This window comes from Citrobacter sp. A316, assembly GCF_002042945.1.
GTDB lineage: Bacteria > Pseudomonadota > Gammaproteobacteria > Enterobacterales > Enterobacteriaceae > Citrobacter > Citrobacter portucalensis.
This window is the reverse complement of sequence record NZ_MVFZ01000017.1, coordinates 101796-125137: the sequence shown is the minus strand read 5'-3', so window position 1 is coordinate 125137 and position 23342 is coordinate 101796. Positions and strand designations below refer to the sequence as shown.

Below are 23342 nucleotides of genomic sequence, written 5' to 3'. Positions count from 1 at the left end.
TTGTATGGACCAAAAACCGTTTATTTCAGTGAGTATTAAAACACTCAATGAATCTGAATGTATTGAGAAAACGATCGACAGTATTCGCCGACAGCTTGTTGATTATCCACATAAAATTATAGTGGCAGATAGTCTGTCAACGGATAACACCCAACAGCTTGCTATCGATAAAGGGGCGACCGTGGTGTCCTTAACTAACCCAGAGGATCGCTGCTGCGGTGTCGGGCATCAGTTAGGTTATCTGTATAGTGAAGGGGAATATCTGTTACTGATGGATGGTGACATGGAGCTGGAAGAGGGCTTTGTGGATCAGGCCGTCGCGTTTTTGCAGGCTGAACCGGAGTATGCTGGCGTTGCGGGAACCGTTGAAATGGACGATGCTGTAAACTATGAATTTAAATCGCGTAAGCAACGCATTAATAAAATCTATCCACTCGGGGATAGTGACCATTTAGGCGGTGGCGGGTTATATCGCCGCTCTGCAATTGAAAAAATTGGTTATCTTACCAACCGTAATTTGCACGCTTATGAAGAAGCTGAACTGGGCCTGCGCTTGCTCGATGCGGGTTATAAACTACGTCGTCTGAATATTCCGTATTTTATTCATACCTCGCATACCATGCCGACTTTTCAGATGCTCAAGCACCGCTGGAAAAGTGGATACTATCAGGCTCCGGGTGAGCTTTTACGTTGTGCCTGGGGAAAACCTTATTTCGGCAAAGCGTTAAAAATGGTCAGGAACGAGGCGATTTTTTCTGTTTATCTGATTGCCTTGTTTATTGCGGCTGTAACCTTCAATCTTGAACTTTTCGACATTGCATTTCTGCCCTTGCTTGCGTTTATTGTCCTGAAAACCGTGCAGAATCGATCGTTATTGAACGGATTGCAGAGCGTAATGAACCTGGCCGTGCTTTCTGCCGGACTGGTTAAAGGCTTGACTAAACCTGTACGCGATCCGTTGACTCCGCCTGACAGTAAAATCATTCATGAATAACTAAGGCTGGCGCAATGAAAGTTTTATTAGTGAATAAGTTTTTTTTCATTAAAGGCGGCGCGGAAACGGTTTATTTTCAAGAGCGCGATATGCTGAAACAGGCCGGAGTGCAGGTTATTGATTTCTCGATGCAGCATGAGAAAAATTTCCCTTCAGACTATGCGGATTATTTTGTCAGTAATGTGGACTACCACAAAGCGAGCAATCTGCTGGGGGGTATCAAAACGGCGGTTAGCTTTATTCATAATTCACAGGCCTGCAAAAAAATGCTGGCGCTATTAGAAAAAGAGCGCCCGGATATTGTCCACTTTCACAACATCTACCATCAGTTAACACCGGCGTTGATTAAAGTTGCGCGCAATTTTGGCTGCAAAACGGTGCTGACTGCGCATGACTATAAGATTGTGTGCCCCGCGTATTCCATGCTGCGCGACGGCAAGGTGTGTGATTCCTGTATTACCGGGACGGTTTTCAATGCCTTCAGGTATCGTTGTCAGGAAGGTTCAGCCTCAAAAAGTTTACTGCTCTCACTGGAGGCAACCTGGCAGTATATTGCGCAAAATTACCAGGCGCTGGATGTGATCGTTTCGCCAAGCGTTTTTTTACGCGGCGTATTGTTGCGCACGCTGCCAAATTCGCGCATTGATGTCATCGTCAATGGCGTCGATGACAGTCGTGCCCTGGCCGAAGTAAGCGATGAGGGCTATATGCTGTACTTTGGCCGTCTGAGTCGTGAAAAGGGTGTGGCTACACTGTTGGCGGCGCATGAAAAAATGCAGAACAAAGCGCCGCTGAAAATTGTGGGGCACGGTCCGTTGCACGATGAGTTAGCCGCCAAATATCCGGACGTTGAGTTTTTAGGTTATGTGCAACAAGGGGAAGCCCTCGACAAGCTTATTAAGCATGCGCGAGCGGTGATCCTGCCTTCAGAATGCTATGAAAACTGTTCAATGGCGATATTAGAGGCGATGTCCTTAGGCAAGCCGGTTATTGGGTCGCGTATCGGCGGTATCCCGGAACAAATTCGTGACGGTATCGAAGGGATTTTATTCGAACCGGGTAATGTGCATGAGCTAGCCAATGCGATGGACGCCCTGGCCGACTCGCCAGAGAAGGCGCGGGATATGGGCTTACTTGGTCGAGCGCGGTTGAGTGAAAAGTATGCGCTGAGTAAACATATGGATACCCTACAGGCACTTTATAAAGAACTGCTGAGCAGGCCATAGTATGAGTAAAAAAATAACGGTTTTTGGAACGCGTGGTATTCCTGATGTACTGGGCGGTGTGGAGACACACTGTCAGAATCTTTATCCTGCGATTAAACAGCAGTTCGACGTTGATATTTGCGTAATTGCTCGCTCGCCATATGTAAATTACAAACGATCGGTATATAAAAAAGTCGAAACCTACGCGCTGTGGGCACCTAAAAAGCGCTCGCTGGAAGCTATTGTCCATTCCGTTATAGCGGCGTTTAGGACATGTATCGACCATTCGGATATTGTGCATGTCCATGCTATTGGCCCTGGCCTTGTGATCCCGCTCTTACGCGTGATGGGTAAGAAGGTGGTTTTTACCCACCACGGGCCAGATTACGATCGCCAGAAATGGGGATTCGTAGCCAAAAAAATATTGCTGCTGGGTGAACGTTGGGCGGTGAGATATGCCAACGAGGTGATTGTGATTTCTGAAGTTATTAATCAACTGATCCAGAAAAAACACGGTCGCTATGATGCACATTTAATTCACAATGGCGTAAACGAGCCGCGATTGTTATCAGAGCTCACCATCGACAGTACGCTCTCCCGTTTTGGACTACAGCCGAAAAACTACCTCGTGGTGGTTGGGCGATTTGTGGAAGAAAAAGGGATGCATGATGCCATCGCCGCCTATCAGCGCAGTGGTTTGACCATGCCGTTAGTGTTAATTGGCGATGCTGATCATCCGACCGAATATAGCGTGCGACTCAAAAAGCTTGCCGCCGACACGCCAGGTGTTGTGATGACTGGTTTTTTACGCGGTGATGAGCTGCAAGCGGTATTTTCGCAGGCCAGGCTGTTTGTGATGCCTTCATACCATGAAGGATTGCCCATTGCGTTACTGGAAGCGATGTCATTTTCTCTTCCTGCCGTCGTCAGTGATATTCCGGCTAACCTTGAAGTTCAACTGCCTGCCGAGGCGTATTTTAAGGTGGGAGATGTGACCGGTTTGGCCGAAAAATTAACCCAGTGGGCGACAACCAATAGCGTGGACTATCGTGTATATTTACAAAACTACAATTGGCATGAAATTGCCAAAAAGACGGTTAACGTCTATCACTCCATTGATAAAGATATAGGCTAATTTTGACCAGTCCTCAAAATCGTCCTCCCATCATCGAACGATTTTATTCTCATCTTGATGAGTCGATTGCGCAGGGGTTGACCCCTGAACAAAAGGAAGAGGTGGAAAATGCTATCCTGGCATCGACGCTAGCTTCGCGGCATCAGATCGATATTCGTCGAAGCTTTCCTTTTTTCAGTAAGCGTTATTATCTGGTTTTTTTGTTTGGCAGAGATTTACGTCGCCAGCATCGCCAGGAATCTACCCTGTCGAGAATGCTGCTCACTTTTTTGCTGCTGATTGCCGTGTTGTTCATCACCTGCTGCGTATTGCTGACGCTGTATATGATCAAATCCGCGTTAGGTATTGATGTGTTCCAAAATTTTCACGTAGGTATCTGGGACTGGTGGTTAAGCCTGAAAGACCGCTAGCGTTAATAAACCTGTAGAGGCGTCGCTGCGATGAAGTGTAAATGGGTTTCTGCGCTGTTGTTGATGTTCTTTCCGTTGACGGTCATGGCCGCATTAACGACCGTTACCCCCAAAGCATTGACAGGCCCACTGACCAATCCAGGGATCGGTGTGGCAAGTTTTCATCAGGGATACGGTGAAACGCTGGAGCTGGCGGATTATCCCAATACCGGATTTGAATACGATCGTTTTTACTGGCGGGATCTGGAGCCAGTCGAAGGCCAGTACAATTATGCGTTGGTGGATGAGGCCTTCAAATACGCGGCGGCACATCGTCCTGCGATGAACGTCGGGTTACGGTTTATGGTACTGGCGGAGCCGGAAAGCGGCTCGCAAATTCCTGACTGGCTGATTAAAAAAGGCGTGAAAGGCACCTGGACGCCAGATAAAAAGACATTTGTCCCGGATTTAGACGATCCTCTGTTTATTGAGTACAGCCAGCGTCTGTTGAACGCATTTGGTAAGCGCTACGATGGCAATGAAAACCTCGCATTTGTTGATATTGGTATGGTGGGATCGTGGGGAGAATGGCATAACAGCAACTTCCCGAACCTGAAGCCATTACTGGAGCGATATACCACGGCGCAGCTGGATCGCTACGTCGCGATGCACTTTTCTGCTTTTCCGGTGACGCCAAAAATCATGTTGATAAGCGGCGGACAAAGTCTGGCGAATGCGGTGGCTCGTGGGGCAGGGTGGCGTGCGGACTGTTGGGGAGACCTGCGCGTATTTTCGGACTCCTGGAACCATATGGCTGATGATTACCCGCAGCGATTGCTGGCTGCGCAGCAGAGTTATTCTGGGTTCAACGACGCCTGGAAACGTGCGCCGGTGAGTCTGGAGATCTGCTCGTATATGCAGGACTGGAAGAACACCTTTCACTATACACGTGCTGAAGTGCAGGGGATTTTTGACTGGGCGGTCAAACAGCATGCCAGTACCATTAACCTGAAATCGAGAGCGATACCCAGCGACTATCGACCGATTGTCGACGATGCGCTGACCAAATTGGGCTATCGGTTTCGCCTGGCGTCTCTGAGCCATGAGTCCGTATGGGATAGCGGGCAAACGCTGACATTGAACAGTACCTGGTACAATGAGGGTGTCGCACCGATTTATCTGCCTTACATGCTGGCATTTCGTGTTGTGGACAACGCCAATAAGGTAGTGGCACAGGGGAATTCTACGGAGGATATTCGCCGCTGGTTCCCCGGTAAGTATCAGGTCAGTTATGCGTTATCTATGCCAGGCCGATTGGCGAAAGGACAATACGCGATTGAGGTTGCGATGCTGGATAAGTCGGGTGTGGCAAGAATTAACTTTGCCAATGAAGGGAAGCAGAGCAGCGGCTGGTACCGGGTATCAACAATAACGGTACGCTAGTCAGACGCAGCAGCGAACCTGATGGTCAGGCTCGCTGCAGAGCACATCAGATGTTATAACCATTTGGGTTATTTTTTTGCCAGTTCCAGGTGTCACGCATCATTTCATCAAGGTTGTAGATGGCCTTCCAACCTAGCTCTTTGTATGCCAGCGATGGGTCAGACCAACATTCGGCAATGTCTCCGGGTCTTCTGGCGACAAACTTATAGTTAATTTTGGTCTGCGCTGCTTTTTCAAATGCCTCAATCAGATTAATTACGGAATAGCCGACACCGGTACCGAGATTAATCACCTTATAAGCCGCGCCTTTGTTCTGGCAATCCAGCGCGGCTAAATGACCGGTCGCCAGATCCATGACGTGAATATAGTCACGCACACCCGTACCATCAGGGGTTGGATAATCCTTACCGTACACCGATACGGTTTCCAGCTTACCAATCGCGACCTGGGAGATATACGGAACCAGGTTATTAGGGATACCGTTAGGATCTTCACCAATACGACCCGATGGATGAGCGCCAACCGGGTTGAAATAGCGCAGGCAGGTAATGCGAAAATCGGGCTGTGCACGTGAGAAGTCGGCCAGAATTTGTTCGACCATTAACTTAGACGTGCCGTATGGATTGGTGGTACCACCCGTGCGCGATTGCTCGCTCAGCGGCACGCTTTCCGGATTACCATATACCGTAGCAGATGAGCTAAAAATGAATCGATTAACGCCTGCGGCCAGCATCTCATCCAGTAAAACCAGCGTACCGGTGACGTTGTTTTCATAGTAGGCGAGGGGCTCTTTTATCGACTCTGAAACCGATTTGAGCCCCGCAAAATGAATGACATCGGTGATGTTATGGTCGGCGAAAATGTTTTTTAATGCCTGCCTGTTGAGAACATCACCGATATAGACAATGGGCTCTCTTCCGGTGAGTTCCGCGACCCTGTCAAGCGAGATTCGGCTAGCGTTCGACAGATTATCAATGACAACGACATCATCGCCTCTTTCCAGTAGCGTTAACACAGTATGTGAACCAATATAACCTGCACCACCAGTGACCAGAACTGCCATACAGACTCCAGATAAACGGGGATTGATTCACGCCAGTACCATAGTGAACGCGTTATTGGTAACGCCTGGTAAGGTAATAGTTGCGATACTTAACCATGCATTTATAAGATATTTTTTTAAGTATAGATAAAAAGCTGAATTTGTTTATTTTTGTATCATAAACAATAAAGTTATTTGAGAAGTTCAGCGTGTGGACGCCGTCACTGTGGTTGATTGATGAATTGATTTGTTCGATCAGATTCTCATCAAAATTAGCGTCATTCAGTGTCACTAATTCTTTGATATAGATTGATTTTCCATAAGTTTCAGGCGTGCATTCCTGTGTAAGGAAAAATATTCTGTTATCAACATGATAAGGGGCACCCGCTCCCCGATGATGATGATTGCTTACCTTCAATGCCGGATTAATTCGCTGCCACTGTCCGTAAAGATGATCTGCCGAATGAATAATTATTTCATTATCCATCGTGGTGGACAAAAGATAACATGTTTCATTAACTGAGATAAATATGTTGTCAGTTAATTCGGTATCAGAGATTAAAACTTTAACTTGCTTCCAGCGCGCAGGGAACTCTATTGACTGAAACAGTATTACCTCTTTTCTTTCTGAAGACTCGGGGATCATGAAGAGTTGATCGTTGATATGAATCAGGTAAGGGAATGACAAATGACACATTAAGTCATCAAAACCCTCAAGTCTAATATCATCAAGTTCAACCAGTTCGCGATCAAGAACGCGACATCGTAGCGTGCCTTTTGAGTTGCGAAAGCTAAAAGCTTCATAAAAAACATACAGTTTATCGTCCTTTTCAATCAGAAAAGGATCGGCCTGAAATGTATATTTCTTTTTTAACTGCTGTGCAGTGGATTTGCTTAATATCTCCAGGGTGTTATCAGGGAATAAGTGTGTGCCATTATCCTTAATAAGCATGATATCCCACGATTCATGATAAAATAACATGTTTATTATTCTTTTTATTTTTGCTTGCATTCGTACCGGCTCCTTATTATCGCCTGCACCATGTATGAACAGTTGTCTGTACTCAGTGCATGAGACCTGTCGCAATATTTTATAAATGTGCGAAAACCGATGCAGGAACACCAGTAGCTATTTTAAAGCTAGTCGCAAGTTTGTGTTTTGTCTATAGCACAAAAGTAGGTAAAAGCTATCCAGAGCATCCTTGCTCCAGTGGTGGGATTACTCGAAATGCACCTGCGGGTTATCTGCAAGGGAAACGTAGGTTTTGCTGTTTTTATCCAGGGTACGGATTTCACCGCTTTCGATGTCATACACCCAACCGTGCAGACGAAGCGCATTATTGCGCAGCCCAACCGCAACACAAGGATGCGTTTTAATGTTGTTAAGCTGTGCGATAACGTTCTCTTCCACCATGGCGTTAACTTTATCGATTGGGTTATCCCAGGTCTTTTTATCGACCACGGCTTTCGCGGCATCGGCATAGTGCAGCCAGTGAGCGACAGCGGGCATCGGATCCAGGGGCTGGCTATCGGCAATGGCTTTCATTGCGCCGCAGTTGGAGTGTCCGCAGATGACAATATCCGTCACGCCAAGTGCGACAACCGCGTATTCAATCGTAGCGGATACACCACCCGGTTCCGGCCCGAAAGAGGGGACGATATTACCGGCGTTGCGGATAACGAAAAGCTGTCCGGGCTCCTGCTGAGTAACGAGTTCTGGTACCAGACGGCTATCGGAACAGGAGATGAAAAGCGCTTTAGGATTCTGGCTGGATGCCAGGCTGCGGAAGAGTTCCTTGCGTTGAGGGAAAATCTCTTTTTGGAAGTTGAGGAAGCCCTCGATGATATGTTGCATAGCAGTGTCTCTTGTCTCTGTTTAAGCAGGTTATGATGAAGATCACACTTTCCAGTTTAACACCAGCCGACAGAAGAGAAAGACTTTATAGCAGTTCAGCAACATCTTTGGATAATTTTGCCCCACCGTGGCGGGGCAAAATAGTGTGATGCGCGCTACGCGTTCTGCCGTTTTTGGTACGCCATTTTAAGTCGGTTCATCGCTTCTACCAGTACCGGGCGCGGGCACCCAACGTTTAGCCTCATATGGCCCTCGCCACCGGGGCCGTATTGCGCGCCAGGTGATAGGCCAAGCTTCGCTTCATGCACAAAAAAAGCGTTTAGCTGTTCATCGCTGAGACCCATTTTTTCCGCGTTCAGAAACAGGAGATACGATGCGCCGCCATACACTATCGAGATCAAAGGACAGTGTTTTTCAATTTCACTTTTCACAAACGCTATATTGTCGGCCAGATAGGCTAATAATTTCTGATGCCAGTCGCCACAATGGGTAAAGGCGCTGTAAATGGCCGCCTGTTGCAATGAATGCGTCTCTGCAAGGTAGCAGTTATCTAAGAAACTATAGAACTGATGGCGCAAGTCATCATTTTTAATAATGGCGATTCCGCCCTGGATCGCCGCGGTATTGAAGGTTTTACTGATTGAGGTCAGCACGATTGACTGGCTACCTGTCGCTTCGTCGAGAGTAAAAAACGGCAGGTGGCGCTTGCCTAGCAGGGTTAAATCACTGTGCACTTCATCAGACAGAATAATGACGCCAGCCTGCTGGCAATAGTGGCTTATTTTTTCCAGCGTTTCCCGCGACCACACCATACCGCCGGGATTATGCGGCGATGGGAACAAAAACATTTTGCACTGCTTTAGTTTCTCGCTGAAATCATGCCAGTCAAATTCATAGTGCCCGTTCTTCTCAATGAGTCGAGTTTGAATCAAATTCCTGCCGCTGGTGTTAACCAGATTAGGGTAGGGATCATAGATTGGCGTACAGGTTAAAATATTATCGCCCGGACGGGTAAGCGCCATTAAAGAGAGTACGATAGTTTTTATGACACCGGGAATAAAATGTAACCAGTGTACCTTGATATCAGCATCATATTGTTGTGCATACCAATGAATAACAGATTCTTTCCATTGCGGGTAATCCAGGTTATAGCCTTGCACCGGCTGCGACACCACCGAATGCAGCGTGCTCATGATTGGCTCTGGTGTCGCAAAATCCATATCTGCAATCCACAGCGGTAATACATCGGTGGTACCGTACATCTGTTGTAATTGCCCATACTTGCGACAATTAACATCCCTTATGACAATATCATCAAACAAAGACATTGTTGACTCCTGGAAAGTCTCTGAAAATAGTGTAAGCAACGCAAAAGCGAAGAATGTTTATGTATATCTAATAGAAATATTAAATTTACCCTGGTGATGGTTTATATTTGGCTATTTAGTAGTCTATGATTTTTGCTCAACCATATTCTCAGTGGCTTCATCGGGTTCATATTTAGCAATGCCAATACCAGTTGCCGCCCACAGTAGGGCAAAGATGACGCCGCTGTAACAGAGGATTGCCCATGGTAAATAATCAAGCGTGGCAACACCCAGCATAGTGGCGCAATAAACGCCTGAGGCAGACCAGGGGATAATCGGCTCGACAACAGTTCCGGCATCTTCAGTGGTTCGCGAGAGGTTTTTTGCCGCAAGCCCTCGTTTTTTGTACTCCTCTTTAAAGGCATCACCGCACAGCAGCAGCGGCAAGGTCCCATTTGCCGTGCAGGCACAGATGGTAAATGTTGTCACAATCGTGGTAGCCACCAGGCGGAATGTGGATTTAACGCCTTTTGTTAGCGCGTTTATCACGGTGTGCAGAGAGCCTGTCGCACTCATTGCCCCGGCAAAGCTGAAGGCGCTGAAGACGGTAACGAAGCTGCTAAACATTGAAATAGCGCCGCCTCGCTCCAGTAAACGGGAAACATCGGAAGACAGTGTCGGCAGATTATCTCCGGTAAGCATTGCGAGCTTAAAGCCGCTGACCACGGATTCGCCGACAGAGGATGCCGTGAATTGCTGAAAGACTAACGCCAAAATCATTGAGACTATCGTAGATAAAAAGAGCATCGGAATGGGCGGTCTTTTTGACAGTGAGCCATATAAAACGATGATCGGCGGGAGCAGTAGTAGAATATTAAAGTGATAAATCTGACCAATAGAATTCATCAAGTTGGTAATATTGTCTGGCGCGCTGGAGGAAGCATCAATGCCCATGCCCATATAGCTGTAAACGACGCAGCAAATAATAAAACCCGGGCCAGTAGTCCACAGCAGATGGCCGATATGCGAGTACAGGTTTACCCCGGCAGCCAGTGCAGCCATGTTGGTTGAATCAGAAACCGGTGAGAGCTTATCACCAAACCAGCAGCCTGAAACAATGGCACCAGCGGCAATGGGCAGCGAGACATTCAGACCAATCGCTACGCCAATCATAGCAATACCAACGGTCCCGATAGAACCCCAGGAGGTACCGGTGCATACTGAGATCAGTGCTCCCAGCATAAATGCCGAAATATAGAAATACTGCGGGTTAATCCACTTCAGACCATAATAAATCATCATTGGAATAGTGCCTGACACCATCCATGCGCCAATTAAGAAACCGATACTGGCGACGATTAATATGACCGGCAGCGCTTCAGATATTTTATTGCAAATAGATTGTAGAATGTCATCCCACGTGTAGCCGTGAGCGATGGCGATAAACGAGGCGGTTGCCGTTCCCATCAGGATCATGGGCTCAGCACGAATATTGAAGATAAAATATCCGACACTAATCCCGCCCAGCATGACTACCATGGGTAAAACTGACCAAAAGAAAGACAATGGCTTTCTGTTGTTGGCGGTGCAGTTATTTAATTCCATAATTCCATCCCAATCGTTAATGGTTGAACACGTCAAATAAATACCTGCTACAGGTTACTCATATCTGAGTAACATAGTTGCCAGAGCTCATGGCTGAACCCTATTTTATTAACTGCGGCAGATTGTTTTTTTTGACCTGCTATTTTGGTGCTTATATTTTATTAGTAAGGTAAGAGAACGTTTGGCGAATAAATTACCCCTCGGCATAAGGTGAATGATGTCGGCGTTGTTGACTCAATTTGCGATACTGCTGCGGCGGCATACCGACGTATTTATGGAACGAGCTGTAAAATCGACTGCTGGAGCGAAATCCTGCAATTGTAGCGATATCCAGAATTGTTTTATCCGTATCGCTGAGTAAAGCCCGCACATGGTTGATGCGCATCGCGGTAATATACTGTTTCATCGTCAGTTGCATCACCCGATGAAAAATACCCATCGCATAATTAGGATTGAGCTTAACGTGTTCGGCAATAGCATCAACCGTAAGCTGTTTGTCACAGTTGGCGGCAATAAACTCCAGCATCTGGCTGACGTAAAACTGTGAATGCCGTGAAATACTGTTTTTCTGGGTGCGCGACGTTTTATTACCCAGTACCGGCCGCCAGCCAGCGAGGCTAAAGCGCTTGAGCATTAGCGCGATTTCATCAATGGCTAACTGACGAATTTGTTCGTTATCGCTATTGAGTTCATTCTGCCAACGCTGCACTTCAAACGCGCTCAGCTGCTGTGAAGCCAACGAAGTAATCACCATCCCGTGGGTCACGTGATTAATCAGCTCCCTGTCCAGTGGCCAGGACAAAAACAGATGCATCGGTAAGTTGAAGATGGCCATCTGTTTACAGTGCCCGGCATCCGTGAGTTGATGGGGAGTACAGGCCCAGAACAAGGTGATAAAACCCTGTTTGCTCTTCACCACTTCGTCATTAAAAAGATATTCCACATCACCATCAAATGGCACGTTCACTTCAACCTGACCATGCCAGTGGCTGTAGGTCATAGCCAGCGGCGCCCGCAGTTCGACATCCATACGCTGATACTCTGAATAGAGCGCCAGCGGACTTCGCGACTTTTTCTCATAGCTGCGACACATATGTGGGTCGAGCGGCAGCTGCGGGGTACTTTTTGCCATTATGGTTGGGTTCCTGGATAGTGATTCCGGCCATGGGGTAACGCCAAAGCATGAACATAGCTTAACCGAAAAAAAACGTCGTTTTCTCTCCATTTTCGCGAAGTTATTCCCAAAAACTCAGATCCTGTGCCTGTCGCTTGCCGATCTGAGATATCGGGAATGGTGAGCTTTAATCTTAAAAGCGCTCAATCATAAGGGACTTTGTTGTACCTGACGGATGGCGGCGCGGGAAGCTTATCCGGCCTACTAAAGCCTTTAAGCCGTAGGCCTGATAAGCGAAGCGCCATCAGGCAGTGCTGATCCAATTCTGTTACGGCCTGTTTTTTGCTCTCATCCAGCCCCCGAATCAGACGTTTTCGTATCCGATTTTACCTCTTAAACCCTAATGTCATGACTGCTGTCACATTTACAATCTAATTTTGAACGATCATGTTCAAAATTAGATTTTAGAGTGATAACGTCAGGTTGTGCGAGGTTGATGTCCGCTTGTTACCCAGTCTATGAGATTTTTTATTGTATTAAAACAATTACTTAAAGAGAACTAGGGGGAGCAATGAGTGAAGCCAATTTAGACAGAGTAAGCCAACTGGATGTCCCGGAAGAACAGGGTGCCAGTAAGAAAACGATCCGCAAAGTTATGTTCGCCAGCATTTCGGGAACCGTTATTGAATGGTATGACTATTCGTTATATGGAGCTGCTGCTGGACTGGTTATTAATAAACTCTATTTTCCGAATCTTTCGCCAACCATTGCCACGCTGGCCGCTTTTTTAACCTTTGCGGTCGGCTTTGTCTCTCGTCCTTTAGGCGGGGTAATTATTGCCCATATTGGCGATCGTTATGGACGTAAACCGGCCTTGATTTTTGCTGTGGTATTAATGGGTATCGCCACATTGGCGTTGGGACTGTTACCCACGTATCATCATATTGGTATTTGGGCGACAATTGCTCTGGTGCTTATCCGCCTGATGCAGGGATTTGGTTCGGGTGCGGAGCTTGCGGGGGCGCAAACCTTTGTTGCTGAATACGTACCGGTTAAACAGCGTGGTTTTTATACTTCGTTGATTAATGCCTCTACCGGGGTCGCTATTCTTCTTTCATCGCTGGCATTTTTTCTTGTAACTCAATTGCCGGATGAGGCTTTTATGAGCTGGGGGTGGCGTGTTCCATTCTTGTTCTCCATTGTATTGTTTATTGTGGCTATTTATATCCGTAAACATCTGGACGAAACCCCTGAATATGTAAGGTCAATGGAAAAAGCTGAAAGTAATAAGAAAACCCAGTCTGTCCCTATTAAAGCATTGATCGTTAACAGCCCGAAAAACCTCATTTGCGGCTTCTTAAGCCTGGCAGGGCATCAGGCGAATGGGTATTTACTCAGTGTTTTTAGTATCAGTTATCTGACTAATACCCTGGGGATGGCGAAATCTGAAGGTTTGATGGCGCTGATGATTGCCGTGACGGTCAATACCATTATGACGCCGATAATGGGAAAAATGGCCGATAAATATGGTACTACTGTGGTCTTCTCTTTTGGCGCGATTTTCCTCGGCGCTTTCGCTTTCCCATTATTTTGGTTTCTTAATAGTGGCAATATCGTGCTGGCAACCATCGGAATGTGTATTGCTTACGGTATTGGGCATGGTGCGACGTCTGGGGCACAAGGCGCATTCCTTGCGAATCTCTTTCCGACCCAGTACCGCTACTCTGGTATTGCTTTATCACGGGAGCTTAACAGCGTTATTTTTGCCGGTTCGACCCCCGTTATTGCCGCAGCGCTTATTACCTTTGGCGATGGTGAGCCAACTCTTCTAATTTGCTATCTCATGTTTTGCAGCTTGTTGACTTTAGTGGCCGTGCAAATGGCGAGGGGATTAAAAGAACATCATTAATGGACGTTCAGGGAATAGCGTAAAATTCACTAATGAGGTAAAGATGAAAATTATTATTGCAGAGAATAAAGATATTTTAGGTCAGAAAGCCGCTGAATCAGGTATCCTTGCCATGCGACAAGCATTGGCTCAGAAAGAACACATTGCCATTATTCTTGCGACTGGTGCCAGCCAATTTCAAATGCTGGAAAATCTCATCCAGGCGGATATTGACTGGTCCCGAGTGACGATTTTCCATCTGGATGAATACATTGGTTTAAGTGACGATCATCCGGCAAGCTTTCGTCGCTATCTTCGTGAACGCGTAGTTGAAAAATTTCCGACACTGAAGCAGTTTGTCGGCGTTAATGGTTCTGCTGAAGATATCGATCTTGAGATTGACCGTCTGAACAGGTTGATCGGCACGCAGGCTATTGATGTTTGCTTCGCAGGTATTGGTGAAAATGGGCATCTGGCATTTAACGATCCGCCTGCTGATTTTACTACTACTGTTCCCTATTTACAGGTTGCACTGGATGATGCGTGCCGCCAGCAACAGTTAGGTGAAAAATGGTTTAGTTGTATAGAAGAGGTTCCGTCCAGGGCTATTTCAATGAGCATAAAGCAGATTATGCGCTCCCAAGTGCTGATCCTAAGTATCCCTGACAGCCGTAAAGCGCAGGCAGTAAAACAGGCCCTGCAAGGCCCCGTGGTAAACACTGTTCCTGCCTCTATTGTTCAGCGTCATCCTGCATGCCAGATATTTCTGGATAATGAATCCGCATCGCTAATGACTGAACGGTAAGGGATGAAAGATGAAAGTCACTCCAGGTTTGTTTGATATACAGGTAAATGGGTTTGCCGGCATTGATTTCAATGATGAAAATATTGATGCCGAGATGCTGGACTCTGCGCTAGAGGCTATGCTAAAAACCGGCGTGACCTGCTGTCTGCCAACGCTGATCACAGCATCTAAAGCGGTATTGATGAAACGCTTTCAGGCGCTCGATAAAGCGGTTGCTAACAGTGAGCTCGGTGCGTTAATGGTTCCGGGATATCATCTGGAAGGACCTTTTCTGAACCCGGCAGACGGATATGCCGGGTGTCACCCTGCGGAAGATATGACGCCACCTGACCTCCAGTTCATTGCTGACCTCGAACACGGCCTTTCAAGACCGATTCTACTGGTCACCTGTGCCCCTGAATTTGATGAAGGAGGGGAATTTGTGCGAGGGCTAACGGCAAGGGGAAAACGCGTTGCAGTCGGACACTCCAGTATTGGTCATGCTCAGCTTCAGATAGCGGTCAGTGCAGGTGTCAGTTTGTGCACGCATCTGGGAAACGGTATACCTCAGGTACTGGCAAAGCTGGATAACACATTACAGGCGCAATTGAGTTGCGATGCGTTACATGCCAGTTTTATTGCTGATGGATTACATATTCCAACATTTGCGCTCAAAAACCTGCTACGGGCAAAAACGGTGTCCCGTTCAATTCTGGTAACGGATGCGATGAGCGCTGCAGCTTGTGAACGCCCGGGGATGTACCCTTTTGCCGGGACAATGGTCGAACGCGCTGAAGACGGCACGGTTCGCCAGCCAGGGGCAAGCAATTTAGCGGGTTCTAGCCTGACGCTGGACAGGGCGGTGCGTAATCTTGTGATCTGGCAACTTGTCGGCTTTGATGAGGCCATCGCGATGGCGAGCGTTCACCCCATGCAATTTATGCAAAAAGCCATGGTGCACCACCAGTGTGCAAACCTGGAGAGCAGAGTCATTTGGGATGAAAACAATACCGTTATTGAATGCCGCATTGGCGCTACCTTAAGCAGATGCTTTCATTAAAAAATGGGGCAGCAATGCCCCTGTAACATTCTTACAGTCTTTCCCTTCTCTAATAATATTTCTCAACGTTATAACTCTTTGTTCCTGCTCATATGAAAAGTTAAATCAGGGTTGATCGATGCGTTGCCTTTCTGGATACTTCGTCAGGTAGCTCTGATGACAACATGCGCCTCTGCAGAGTTACTGTGGGGGAATGCGGCAAACTTCCCGGTCTGAACCCGAAACGTGTTAACAAGAGCATGAATAATAAACGTACAATAGACTTTCTTACCCATTTACCGATTACCCGTGGCTTGCTCAATGATAAGGAACGCGTGTTTCTTGCGGTTCTGAAGGGCGACGTTAAAACCCGAAGTGAAGCCACGAAACGGATGAAGATTCGTTCAACGACGATCTCTGAGCATGTAGCTGAACTTCTTGAGGCTCGCTTGCTAACGGAAGAACCCAGCGAGCATGTTGGGCGAGGGAGACCGTCGCTGACGCTTGGCGTCAATGCCAACAGAGTTGTGACGATTGTTTTTCAGGTGATTAGTCAGTCGGTGCATACGTTTATGGTTAACCTGGCCGCACAGATTATTGCGCATGAACATACTGAAGCGGCACCTGATAGCGACAATAAGGCTCTGGAAGCTATTTTTCGTAATCTTTATAACGACATCATTGCCAGGCGACCTGAAGACGCAGAAATAGCAGGCATTGTTTTTTCGCTGGGTGGGGTTTTTGATCGGACCACGAATAGCTGGATCCATACCTCTCGCTGGCCCAAGATGCACAATCTGGATATTAGCACCGTTTTTCCAAAAGAAAGCCACTCGATAACGCTCTCACGTACGTTGGATAATGAGCTGTTGATCCATCTGCTACAGCAGAATGAAAGTACATTGTTATTACACTGGGGATACGGTGTGGGTTTTGCATTTGGTCAGTCCGCAGACAACATTGTGGAAGGGGGTTACGCTTTTGGCGAAATCGGTCACTGGCATATCTCAGAACAAAATGCACTTTGCCACTGTGGACAAAAAGGTTGCCTGGAAACGGTTGCAGCGCTGTGGTCAATCGGACACGAAGTGCTGGGAGAAGAGTTTCAGGCGGGTGATGATGAAGAGAACATTGCTACTCTCCTTGCATCAAAGGATCTGGCAGATAACCCAGCAGTCCGGCAAGCGATTGATCATATAACAACAGCAGCTTCAAACGTTTGTCGCGTATTCTTTCCTAAAAAGCTGATTGTTTCTGGCCCTTTCGTTAAAAATGCCTGTATTTGGCAAGCGTTTTGCGCGGGATTTGAGCAGCAAAACAGCTTCTTTGGGCAGACGATCCAGCAATTGTCCGTTAGTCAGGTCAGCCGCGATCTCGGTGTCTACGGTGCGGCGATACCCATACTCGAACAGGGGCTCGCAAAGCTGTTACAGTGATGACGCGTCTCATTATGACGAGTCTGAATTTGGTCAAGAATCGCGCGGAGTAGCTGAATAGCGCGCCAGATGTCATCCTCTGTGTCACCATCCCACTCAGGAACGGTGACCAGTTCGGATTTATACTGTTTCATCAGGATGTGTGCATCAGCGATCTCATCCCGACCGCAGCCCGTTGCAATGTGCGATATTGATTCTGCAGGCAGGCAGGAGTATGGGTTGAACTCCTCACGTTCTGCGCTGATAAGTTTTTGTAGTTTTCGCATGATTCGTACGAGCTCAGAGTCTCTAAATCAATCGCTTAATTGAATTTTCCAGAGAAAATAACACAGGGTGTTTTAAACCGCAAAAATATGAAGGCTTATTGTTTTTCTTTTCTGGAACAGGAAAGGGGTAAAAAACCTTATTTTTAGGGAAGCATTCTGTATAAATGCTCATGTGGTTTAATACTTCGCTGTTCAATGGTTTGGCCTTGTTACATATCTCGTTGGCGAATGCGCTGCATTTGCTGCAATTACAACGGCACGCAGAATAGTCAGTCGAGATGAGGGAATCATTATTGCCAATGTTAAATCCTAGCTTTCCTCGCCGGATATAAGCATCCATTATTCCTCTGGCTTCATATTTTAGCAGTAATCCCTCCCGTTCACTCTGCGTTAAAGAGGGCGATAATATATAACTCAGCAACAAGATGGTTCTTTCATTTATGGATGGGTATAGATTTAAATCGTTGATCTGTTTTGTCTTGATGATGAAATAGGATGCGATGACAAAGCCAAGGCATCGAGCGGTACTCATCTGCAGATCCCAGTTGTCTTTTTGTACGGTATATTCGTAAGTTACAGGCATGAGTGAATGTTCGTACGCTAAAAAGTCGGCAATAAACTCCATGGTCCTGATATACGGAAGTTGGTTGCCATTCATCTTGATGTATTGATGTTGGCAACACATCAAATGAACCAATTCATGAAAGAAGACAAAGTTCATAAAAGAGCGAGCGGTGTTGAGGGATACCTCTACTGAATGTATGTCAACGCGATTGGCTATAATACATAGCGCTGTATCGGCTAAGGCTGTGTGTTTAAATATGGAGGCAAGATCGAGACTGATGTTTAAGTTGTATGCTCCCGCAACAATTATTACCCATGAATAGAATCTGTGATTAATTGCAATATATGCAATATCTTCGCGGATAGCTATCTGGATTAATGGTTCATTTTCGTTCACAAAACCCCATACGGTTTTGCTCACCGGGATGAGTGAGTCTTTACCCAGCCAGGCTTCAATCATCAAATCCAGCTCAGTAAATGAGTACCATGTAATATCGGTATCAATATCTTCAGGTGAACACCAGGATTGATAAGGCCATGCGTCAGGCATTGTGTCGGGGAATACAACATTGTTTAATGATTCTCGTATTTGATTCATTTTGCTATACGCCATCAATCAATTGCTTTGCTTACTACCAGAAGGGAATCGTAAGTTGCTGTTCTGGTAACCTATTTTCTCCTTAGAATGTGAAAGTGATGCTTTTAACGTTGGCCGGTTTTTCTTCCCGCCAGGTTATGCCAGTGTACGATCCCGCTGTGTTTACAGTTTCTCCAAAATTCAGGTTAGTAAAGTTGTTATCACCCGAAAGTATGAAAAACACATTTTTTTAATTAACACAGTCATTCACAGAGTAATTCATAAATACGCTACATCGGCTATATATGTACAAGGACAAGTGTAGAATAATTTTATGCAGAAACAAAATCCACCAAAAGCAAATGTGTGCAACTTATTGAAAAATAATATTTATTTGTTTTGCGAGTCTTATAACATATAAGAATATACGGCTGTGTAGCCATTATTGTAGGCGTGTTTACGCCTACTGCGGCGATCATATTAAATATCTCATTAAGAATAAACCATGATAAATGAAAGTGTTGTCCTACATGTGTAGGAATATTCCCTGGATATTGTGTTAATGATTTGATGTTTATAAAGGTTTAAAGTTTAATTTTTGTAAATCAAAATGTTATTTTTATGATTTATTCATTCGAATTATGAAAAAATAATAAAATATACGCGTAGCTATGCTAGAATTTTCCTCTTAAAGTCTTGCGTTTATAAAACATAATATTGAAGACTCACCTGCTCTATAGCCATCGCCTCTCTTTATTTATCGGGATTCTTATACGCAATGAACGCGATAATCGTTGACGATCACCCATTGGCACGCATTGCCATCCGCAACTTACTCGATACTAATGGTATCGCAGTGACCACCGAACTCGATAGCGGGGATCAAGTGGTTCAAACCGTTGAAAAAACTAAGCCCGAGCTGTTGATTATCGATGTAGATATTCCCGGTATCAGTGGCATCGAAGTGTTGGAGCAGCTGAGAAAGCGGCACTATGCTGGTGTAATCATTATCATTTCAGCCAAAAATGAATTTTTTTACGGCAAACGTAGCGCCGAATACGGTGCCAACGGATTTGTGAGTAAAAAAGAAGGCATGAATAATATTCTTGCCGCAATCGAAGCAGCAAAAAATGGCTATAGCTATTTTCCCTTTTCCCTTGAGCATTTTACTGGTACATCCGTCAGCGAGCAGGATAAGCTTGATACGTTGTCGAATCAGGAAATGAGAGTATTGCGTTATATCCTTAATGGCATGGATTACAGCACAATTGCCAGCAAAATGAATATCAGTAATAAAACGGTGAGTACTTATAAAAGCCGGTTGATGGAAAAATTAGATTGTTCATCATTAATGGAAATTTATGATTATGCGCAGAGAAATAAAATAGGATAGAGTAATGCTGGAACGCTTTTTTATTTTTTTGATGGTCATCTTGACCATCGGATTGTCTACGGGTGTAAGCTCAGCTCGGCAAGTTGAGCTAAAAAGTAACTATAATACCTCAGTACAAAATATCAGCTTGAACAGGGAAGAAACAAACTGGTTAGCGCATAAAAAAACCTTGGTTGTTGGTACCTGGTTACCTGAAGTCTCCCCCATTGTTTATCAAAATAGCGGCGAATATTATCGGGGAGTCAACGCAGATTACCTTGCGTTAATGCAAAAGAACCTCAATCTAAAAATCATTATAAAGCAGTATGATAATGAACAAGAGGCGCTGGCCGCGCTCGCCAATAACGATGTTGATACGCTGATAACCCAACTGTCCCGACGCCAGGATGTTGGCAGAAATTTGCTGCGCACTTCGGCATTGCTGACGACGTGGCCGACGCTTGTAACATCGCTAAAAAACACCATGCTGCCGCTGACCACCAACCATCAGGTTAGCGTCGCGTGTGTGCGGGATTGCCCTTTTCTCGATGTTATCCAGGGGGCTTTTCCTGAGGCTAAAGTCTCATTTTATGACGACGAGTATCAGGCCATGGCGTCGGTAGCGGATGGTGATAACCAATATTATATTGGTAACAATATCACCAGCAGCCATTGTATATCTCGATATTTCTCACAATCACTGGTTATTACGCACTACTTTGATAAGCAGGAACAATATAATTATTTTGTCGTTAACGAAGAACAGCCTGTATTAAGAAATATTCTTGATGGTTTCATTACGTCAATCAGTAATGAAATTCACATGCAGGTCATGCAGAACTGGCTGAACCGCGGCAATCTTGCCTATCTGAATGCGCCTATACCTTTCACCGTTCAGGAAAAAGCGTGGTTGAAGAAAAAGCATGTCATCCGCATTTTGATCAACCCAGATTACCCGCCCTATACGCTGGTCGATCGCAGCGGTGAATTACGCGGTATTCTTGGCGATTTGCTGAATATTATTCATCTACAAACAGGGCTTGATTTTGAACCCGTTTTAGCTAGCTCCAAAAGTGAGCAGACAAAACAATTAAGCGGCGAACGATGGGATATGTATCCCACGATCACCCTGACTAGTCAAAATCAGCACAATTCGGCCTTTAGCGATCCGCTGATGAATGTGGAATTTGTGATGATCACTTCGCGCCAGGAAACCGTCGATTCACTACTGGAGAAGCCGATACGTATTGCTCTGCCTGCCGGGCATGTGCTGGAAAGTGAGCTGAAACAACGTTATCCGCAAGCCACCTGGGTGAATGCTGATACTGGCAGCGTTGCGATGGCCATGGTCAAGGAGGGCAGCGTTGATGCGGCAATCGCTACCGAATTGTCGGCAAGATTTATGGTCGATCATTACTACCAGAAAAATATGCACTTTTTTAGACTCCCGGATATGCCTGGCGCCTCGGTAAGTTTTGCAATCTCTCCCCGCGAGCCGATGTTGAAGTCTGTTATGGATAAAGCGCTACAGGCCATACCGCCACGTGAAATTTTGCAGATGACGGAGAGGTGGTCGAAAATTTCCAATACGCAGGTCGATTTCTGGAGTCGATATAGCAAACAGTTCTATCAACTGGGGGTATTCGCCCTGCTGCTGATAGCGATCAGCCTGATCTGGGGGATCTCACTCTCCCGTGAAGTAAATAAAAGGAAACAATCGCAGCGGCTACTGGAAGAGCAGCTTCATCTCAAAGAAGCATTATCTCAAGAACTGGAAAACGAAAAGAATAAAGCGATTGAAGCAACCAAGGCCAAAAGTCGCTTTCTGGCGAGTATGAGCCATGAATTACGTACCCCGGTAAGTTCGATTGTTGGCTTTGTGGAATTACTGTCGAGTTCAGAACTCAGCCCGGCACAGCGAAAAGAGGCGATTGCCCTTACCGGGGCGACGGCCCAGTCATTGCTTGGGCTGATCGGTAAGATTCTGGATGTGGATAAGATAGAGTCTGGTAAATACCAGGTTGTTCCTCAATGGACGGATCTCTCGCAGCTCATTGAATTGCAGTGCCACTCTTTCGATGCTTTAGCCAGACAGAAAGGTATTACGCTGGCTTGCGTCAGCCAGTTGCTGGCAAACGAACGGGTATTTGTCGATCAGCAGGCTTTGCGGCAAATTCTCACCAACCTGGTGGGTAATGCGTTGAAGTTTACCGAGCAGGGCAGTATTCATGTGACGGCCCGCTTGACGCCTGACGGGGAGAATCACGGTACCCTGACTATTGCCATTAGCGACACCGGTTGCGGTATTAGTGAAGAGGAGCAGGCGGGGCTGTTTCATCGTTACGCGCAGGGGCGCTGCGGGCGTCAACAAACCGGTTCTGGTCTGGGGTTATTTATCTGTAAAGAACTGGTGATGCTGATGGGTGGGACGCTGGAGTTGATGAGCGTCCCGTTGCAAGGAACCACGTTTACCATAACACTGCCGGTTGAAACTGCTCGACAGTCGATTGTATCGGATGGCGATGCGCCGGGTACTCTGTTACCGCTGCCGTGTCTGTCTATTTTGATAGCAGACGATAATCCAACCAATCGCCTGCTGCTCAAGCGACAGTTGAATGCCATTGGCTACAGTGTGGATGAAGCGTGTGATGGGGAAGAAGCAGAAGCCAAACTGGCGAAGAAATCGTACGATCTGCTGATAACCGATGTAAACATGCCGAAAAAAGACGGGTTTGATCTCGCGGCTTCGCTACGTCGTCAACAGCCGAATTTACAAATATGGGGACTGACGGCCAGCGCACTTCCACAGTCACGCGATCGATGCCTGCAAAATGGTATGAATTTGTGCCTGTTCAAACCTGTGTCGATTCAGACACTGACCCATGAATTGAGTAAAATCGAAACCGGTTATTTGTCTCCTTGTACAATCCGGCATTTGAAATTCAATGTGTTGACGGAAAATACCGGCGGCGATCGCGCACTAATGAACGAGATCCTCGAGACATTTCGTGAGGCAACGCTGAATGATATACAAGCGGCTGAGAAAGCCGTTCTGCAAGATGAACCTCAGCTGTTTTTGCGAGCCCTTCACCGGTTGCATGGCTCGGCGCAAATTCTGGGTATCACTGCGCTACAAAACCTGTGCGAACCTTTCGAATCCAGACGACATGACGATCTTCCTCTGGCAGTCCGCGAGGAGGCATTGCAGAAGATTATTGCTGTTATGCGGGAAATTGAGATTGAGATAGACAGTCTGATTAGCCATTAATCCCCCTGATCGGGTAGCCGTAGCTGCCCGATCAGGAGAGAAAGTCCTGGTTTCAACAC

At 46.3% G+C, this 23342-nt stretch carries 18 protein-coding genes; 11 read left to right on the top strand and 7 right to left on the bottom strand.

What is annotated here, in order from left to right; all coding sequences use genetic code 11:
- The first annotated feature begins 4 nt into the window (after nucleotides 1-4).
- The 5 genes from BZK41_RS19740 to BZK41_RS19720 are packed head-to-tail and all read left to right on the top strand — an operon-like array spanning nucleotide 5 to nucleotide 5166.
- The gene (locus BZK41_RS19740) at nucleotides 5-994 is read left to right on the top strand and encodes a glycosyltransferase (protein ID WP_079939268.1); all 990 of its coding nucleotides are present in this window, start codon (nucleotides 5-7) and stop codon (nucleotides 992-994) included.
- A gap of 14 nt (nucleotides 995-1008) precedes the next feature.
- On the top strand, nucleotides 1009-2220 hold the full coding sequence (locus BZK41_RS19735) for a glycosyltransferase family 4 protein (protein ID WP_079939267.1): 1212 nt from the start codon (nucleotides 1009-1011) through the stop codon (nucleotides 2218-2220).
- Between the two features lies 1 nt (nucleotide 2221).
- Nucleotides 2222-3334: a glycosyltransferase family 4 protein gene (locus BZK41_RS19730; protein WP_079939266.1), complete on the top strand. Its 1113-nt coding sequence runs from the start codon at nucleotides 2222-2224 to the stop codon at nucleotides 3332-3334.
- 2 nt (nucleotides 3335-3336) lie between these two features.
- Nucleotides 3337-3744: a hypothetical protein gene (locus BZK41_RS19725; RefSeq protein WP_079939265.1), complete on the top strand. Its 408-nt coding sequence runs from the start codon at nucleotides 3337-3339 to the stop codon at nucleotides 3742-3744.
- Nucleotides 3745-3774: 30 nt separating this feature from the next.
- The gene (locus BZK41_RS19720) at nucleotides 3775-5166 is read left to right on the top strand and encodes a DUF4832 domain-containing protein (protein ID WP_079939264.1); all 1392 of its coding nucleotides are present in this window, start codon (nucleotides 3775-3777) and stop codon (nucleotides 5164-5166) included.
- A gap of 46 nt (nucleotides 5167-5212) precedes the next feature.
- Here BZK41_RS19720 and galE read toward each other — a convergent pair whose 3' ends face one another.
- From galE to melR, 6 genes are all read right to left on the bottom strand, one after another.
- Nucleotides 5213-6229: a UDP-glucose 4-epimerase GalE gene (gene galE / locus BZK41_RS19715; protein WP_079939263.1), complete on the bottom strand. Its 1017-nt coding sequence runs from the start codon at nucleotides 6227-6229 to the stop codon at nucleotides 5213-5215.
- Nucleotides 6230-6281: 52 nt separating this feature from the next.
- Nucleotides 6282-7220, bottom strand: coding sequence for a hypothetical protein (locus BZK41_RS19710; RefSeq protein ID WP_079939262.1), 939 nt, complete (start codon nucleotides 7218-7220; stop codon nucleotides 6282-6284).
- A gap of 207 nt (nucleotides 7221-7427) precedes the next feature.
- Nucleotides 7428-8063, bottom strand: coding sequence for a carbonic anhydrase (locus tag BZK41_RS19705; RefSeq protein WP_043017275.1), 636 nt, complete (start codon nucleotides 8061-8063; stop codon nucleotides 7428-7430).
- A 155-nt stretch (nucleotides 8064-8218) separates the two neighbouring features.
- Nucleotides 8219-9391, bottom strand: coding sequence for a PatB family C-S lyase (locus tag BZK41_RS19700; protein ID WP_079939261.1), 1173 nt, complete (start codon nucleotides 9389-9391; stop codon nucleotides 8219-8221).
- Between the two features lie 123 nt (nucleotides 9392-9514).
- Nucleotides 9515-10975, bottom strand: coding sequence for a Na+/H+ antiporter NhaC (gene nhaC / locus BZK41_RS19695; protein WP_079939260.1), 1461 nt, complete (start codon nucleotides 10973-10975; stop codon nucleotides 9515-9517).
- Nucleotides 10976-11168: 193 nt separating this feature from the next.
- Nucleotides 11169-12107 carry a transcriptional regulator MelR gene (gene melR, locus BZK41_RS19690; RefSeq protein WP_003826064.1) on the bottom strand — a complete coding sequence of 313 codons (939 nt, stop codon included), beginning with the start codon at nucleotides 12105-12107 and terminating at the stop codon, nucleotides 11169-11171.
- A gap of 553 nt (nucleotides 12108-12660) precedes the next feature.
- Between melR and BZK41_RS19685 the strand changes: the two genes are divergently transcribed.
- The 4 genes from BZK41_RS19685 (at nucleotide 12661) to BZK41_RS19670 (ending at nucleotide 17236) form a co-directional block, all read left to right on the top strand.
- A complete protein-coding gene (locus BZK41_RS19685) occupies nucleotides 12661-13998 on the top strand; it encodes an MFS transporter (RefSeq protein WP_079939259.1) in 1338 nt (445 codons plus the stop codon).
- A gap of 43 nt (nucleotides 13999-14041) precedes the next feature.
- Nucleotides 14042-14782, top strand: coding sequence for a glucosamine-6-phosphate deaminase (locus tag BZK41_RS19680; protein WP_079939258.1), 741 nt, complete (start codon nucleotides 14042-14044; stop codon nucleotides 14780-14782).
- A 10-nt stretch (nucleotides 14783-14792) separates the two neighbouring features.
- Nucleotides 14793-15821 (top strand): N-acetylglucosamine-6-phosphate deacetylase, encoded by a 1029-nt coding sequence (locus BZK41_RS19675; protein ID WP_079939257.1) that lies wholly within the window; start codon nucleotides 14793-14795, stop codon nucleotides 15819-15821.
- 239 nt (nucleotides 15822-16060) lie between these two features.
- Nucleotides 16061-17236 (top strand): ROK family transcriptional regulator, encoded by a 1176-nt coding sequence (locus tag BZK41_RS19670; RefSeq protein ID WP_172313241.1) that lies wholly within the window; start codon nucleotides 16061-16063, stop codon nucleotides 17234-17236.
- 288 nt (nucleotides 17237-17524) lie between these two features.
- On the opposite strand, the gene BZK41_RS19665 is transcribed toward BZK41_RS19670, so the two are convergent.
- Nucleotides 17525-18664: a hypothetical protein gene (locus BZK41_RS19665; RefSeq protein ID WP_139762631.1), complete on the bottom strand. Its 1140-nt coding sequence runs from the start codon at nucleotides 18662-18664 to the stop codon at nucleotides 17525-17527.
- Between the two features lie 757 nt (nucleotides 18665-19421).
- Here BZK41_RS19665 and evgA point away from each other — a divergent pair.
- Both evgA and BZK41_RS19655 read left to right on the top strand, forming a co-directional pair.
- Nucleotides 19422-20036 (top strand): acid-sensing system DNA-binding response regulator EvgA, encoded by a 615-nt coding sequence (evgA, locus tag BZK41_RS19660; RefSeq protein ID WP_079939254.1) that lies wholly within the window; start codon nucleotides 19422-19424, stop codon nucleotides 20034-20036.
- Nucleotides 20037-20040: 4 nt separating this feature from the next.
- The gene (locus tag BZK41_RS19655) at nucleotides 20041-23283 is read left to right on the top strand and encodes a transporter substrate-binding domain-containing protein (protein ID WP_079939253.1); all 3243 of its coding nucleotides are present in this window, start codon (nucleotides 20041-20043) and stop codon (nucleotides 23281-23283) included.
- Nucleotides 23284-23342: the final 59 nt, after the last annotated feature.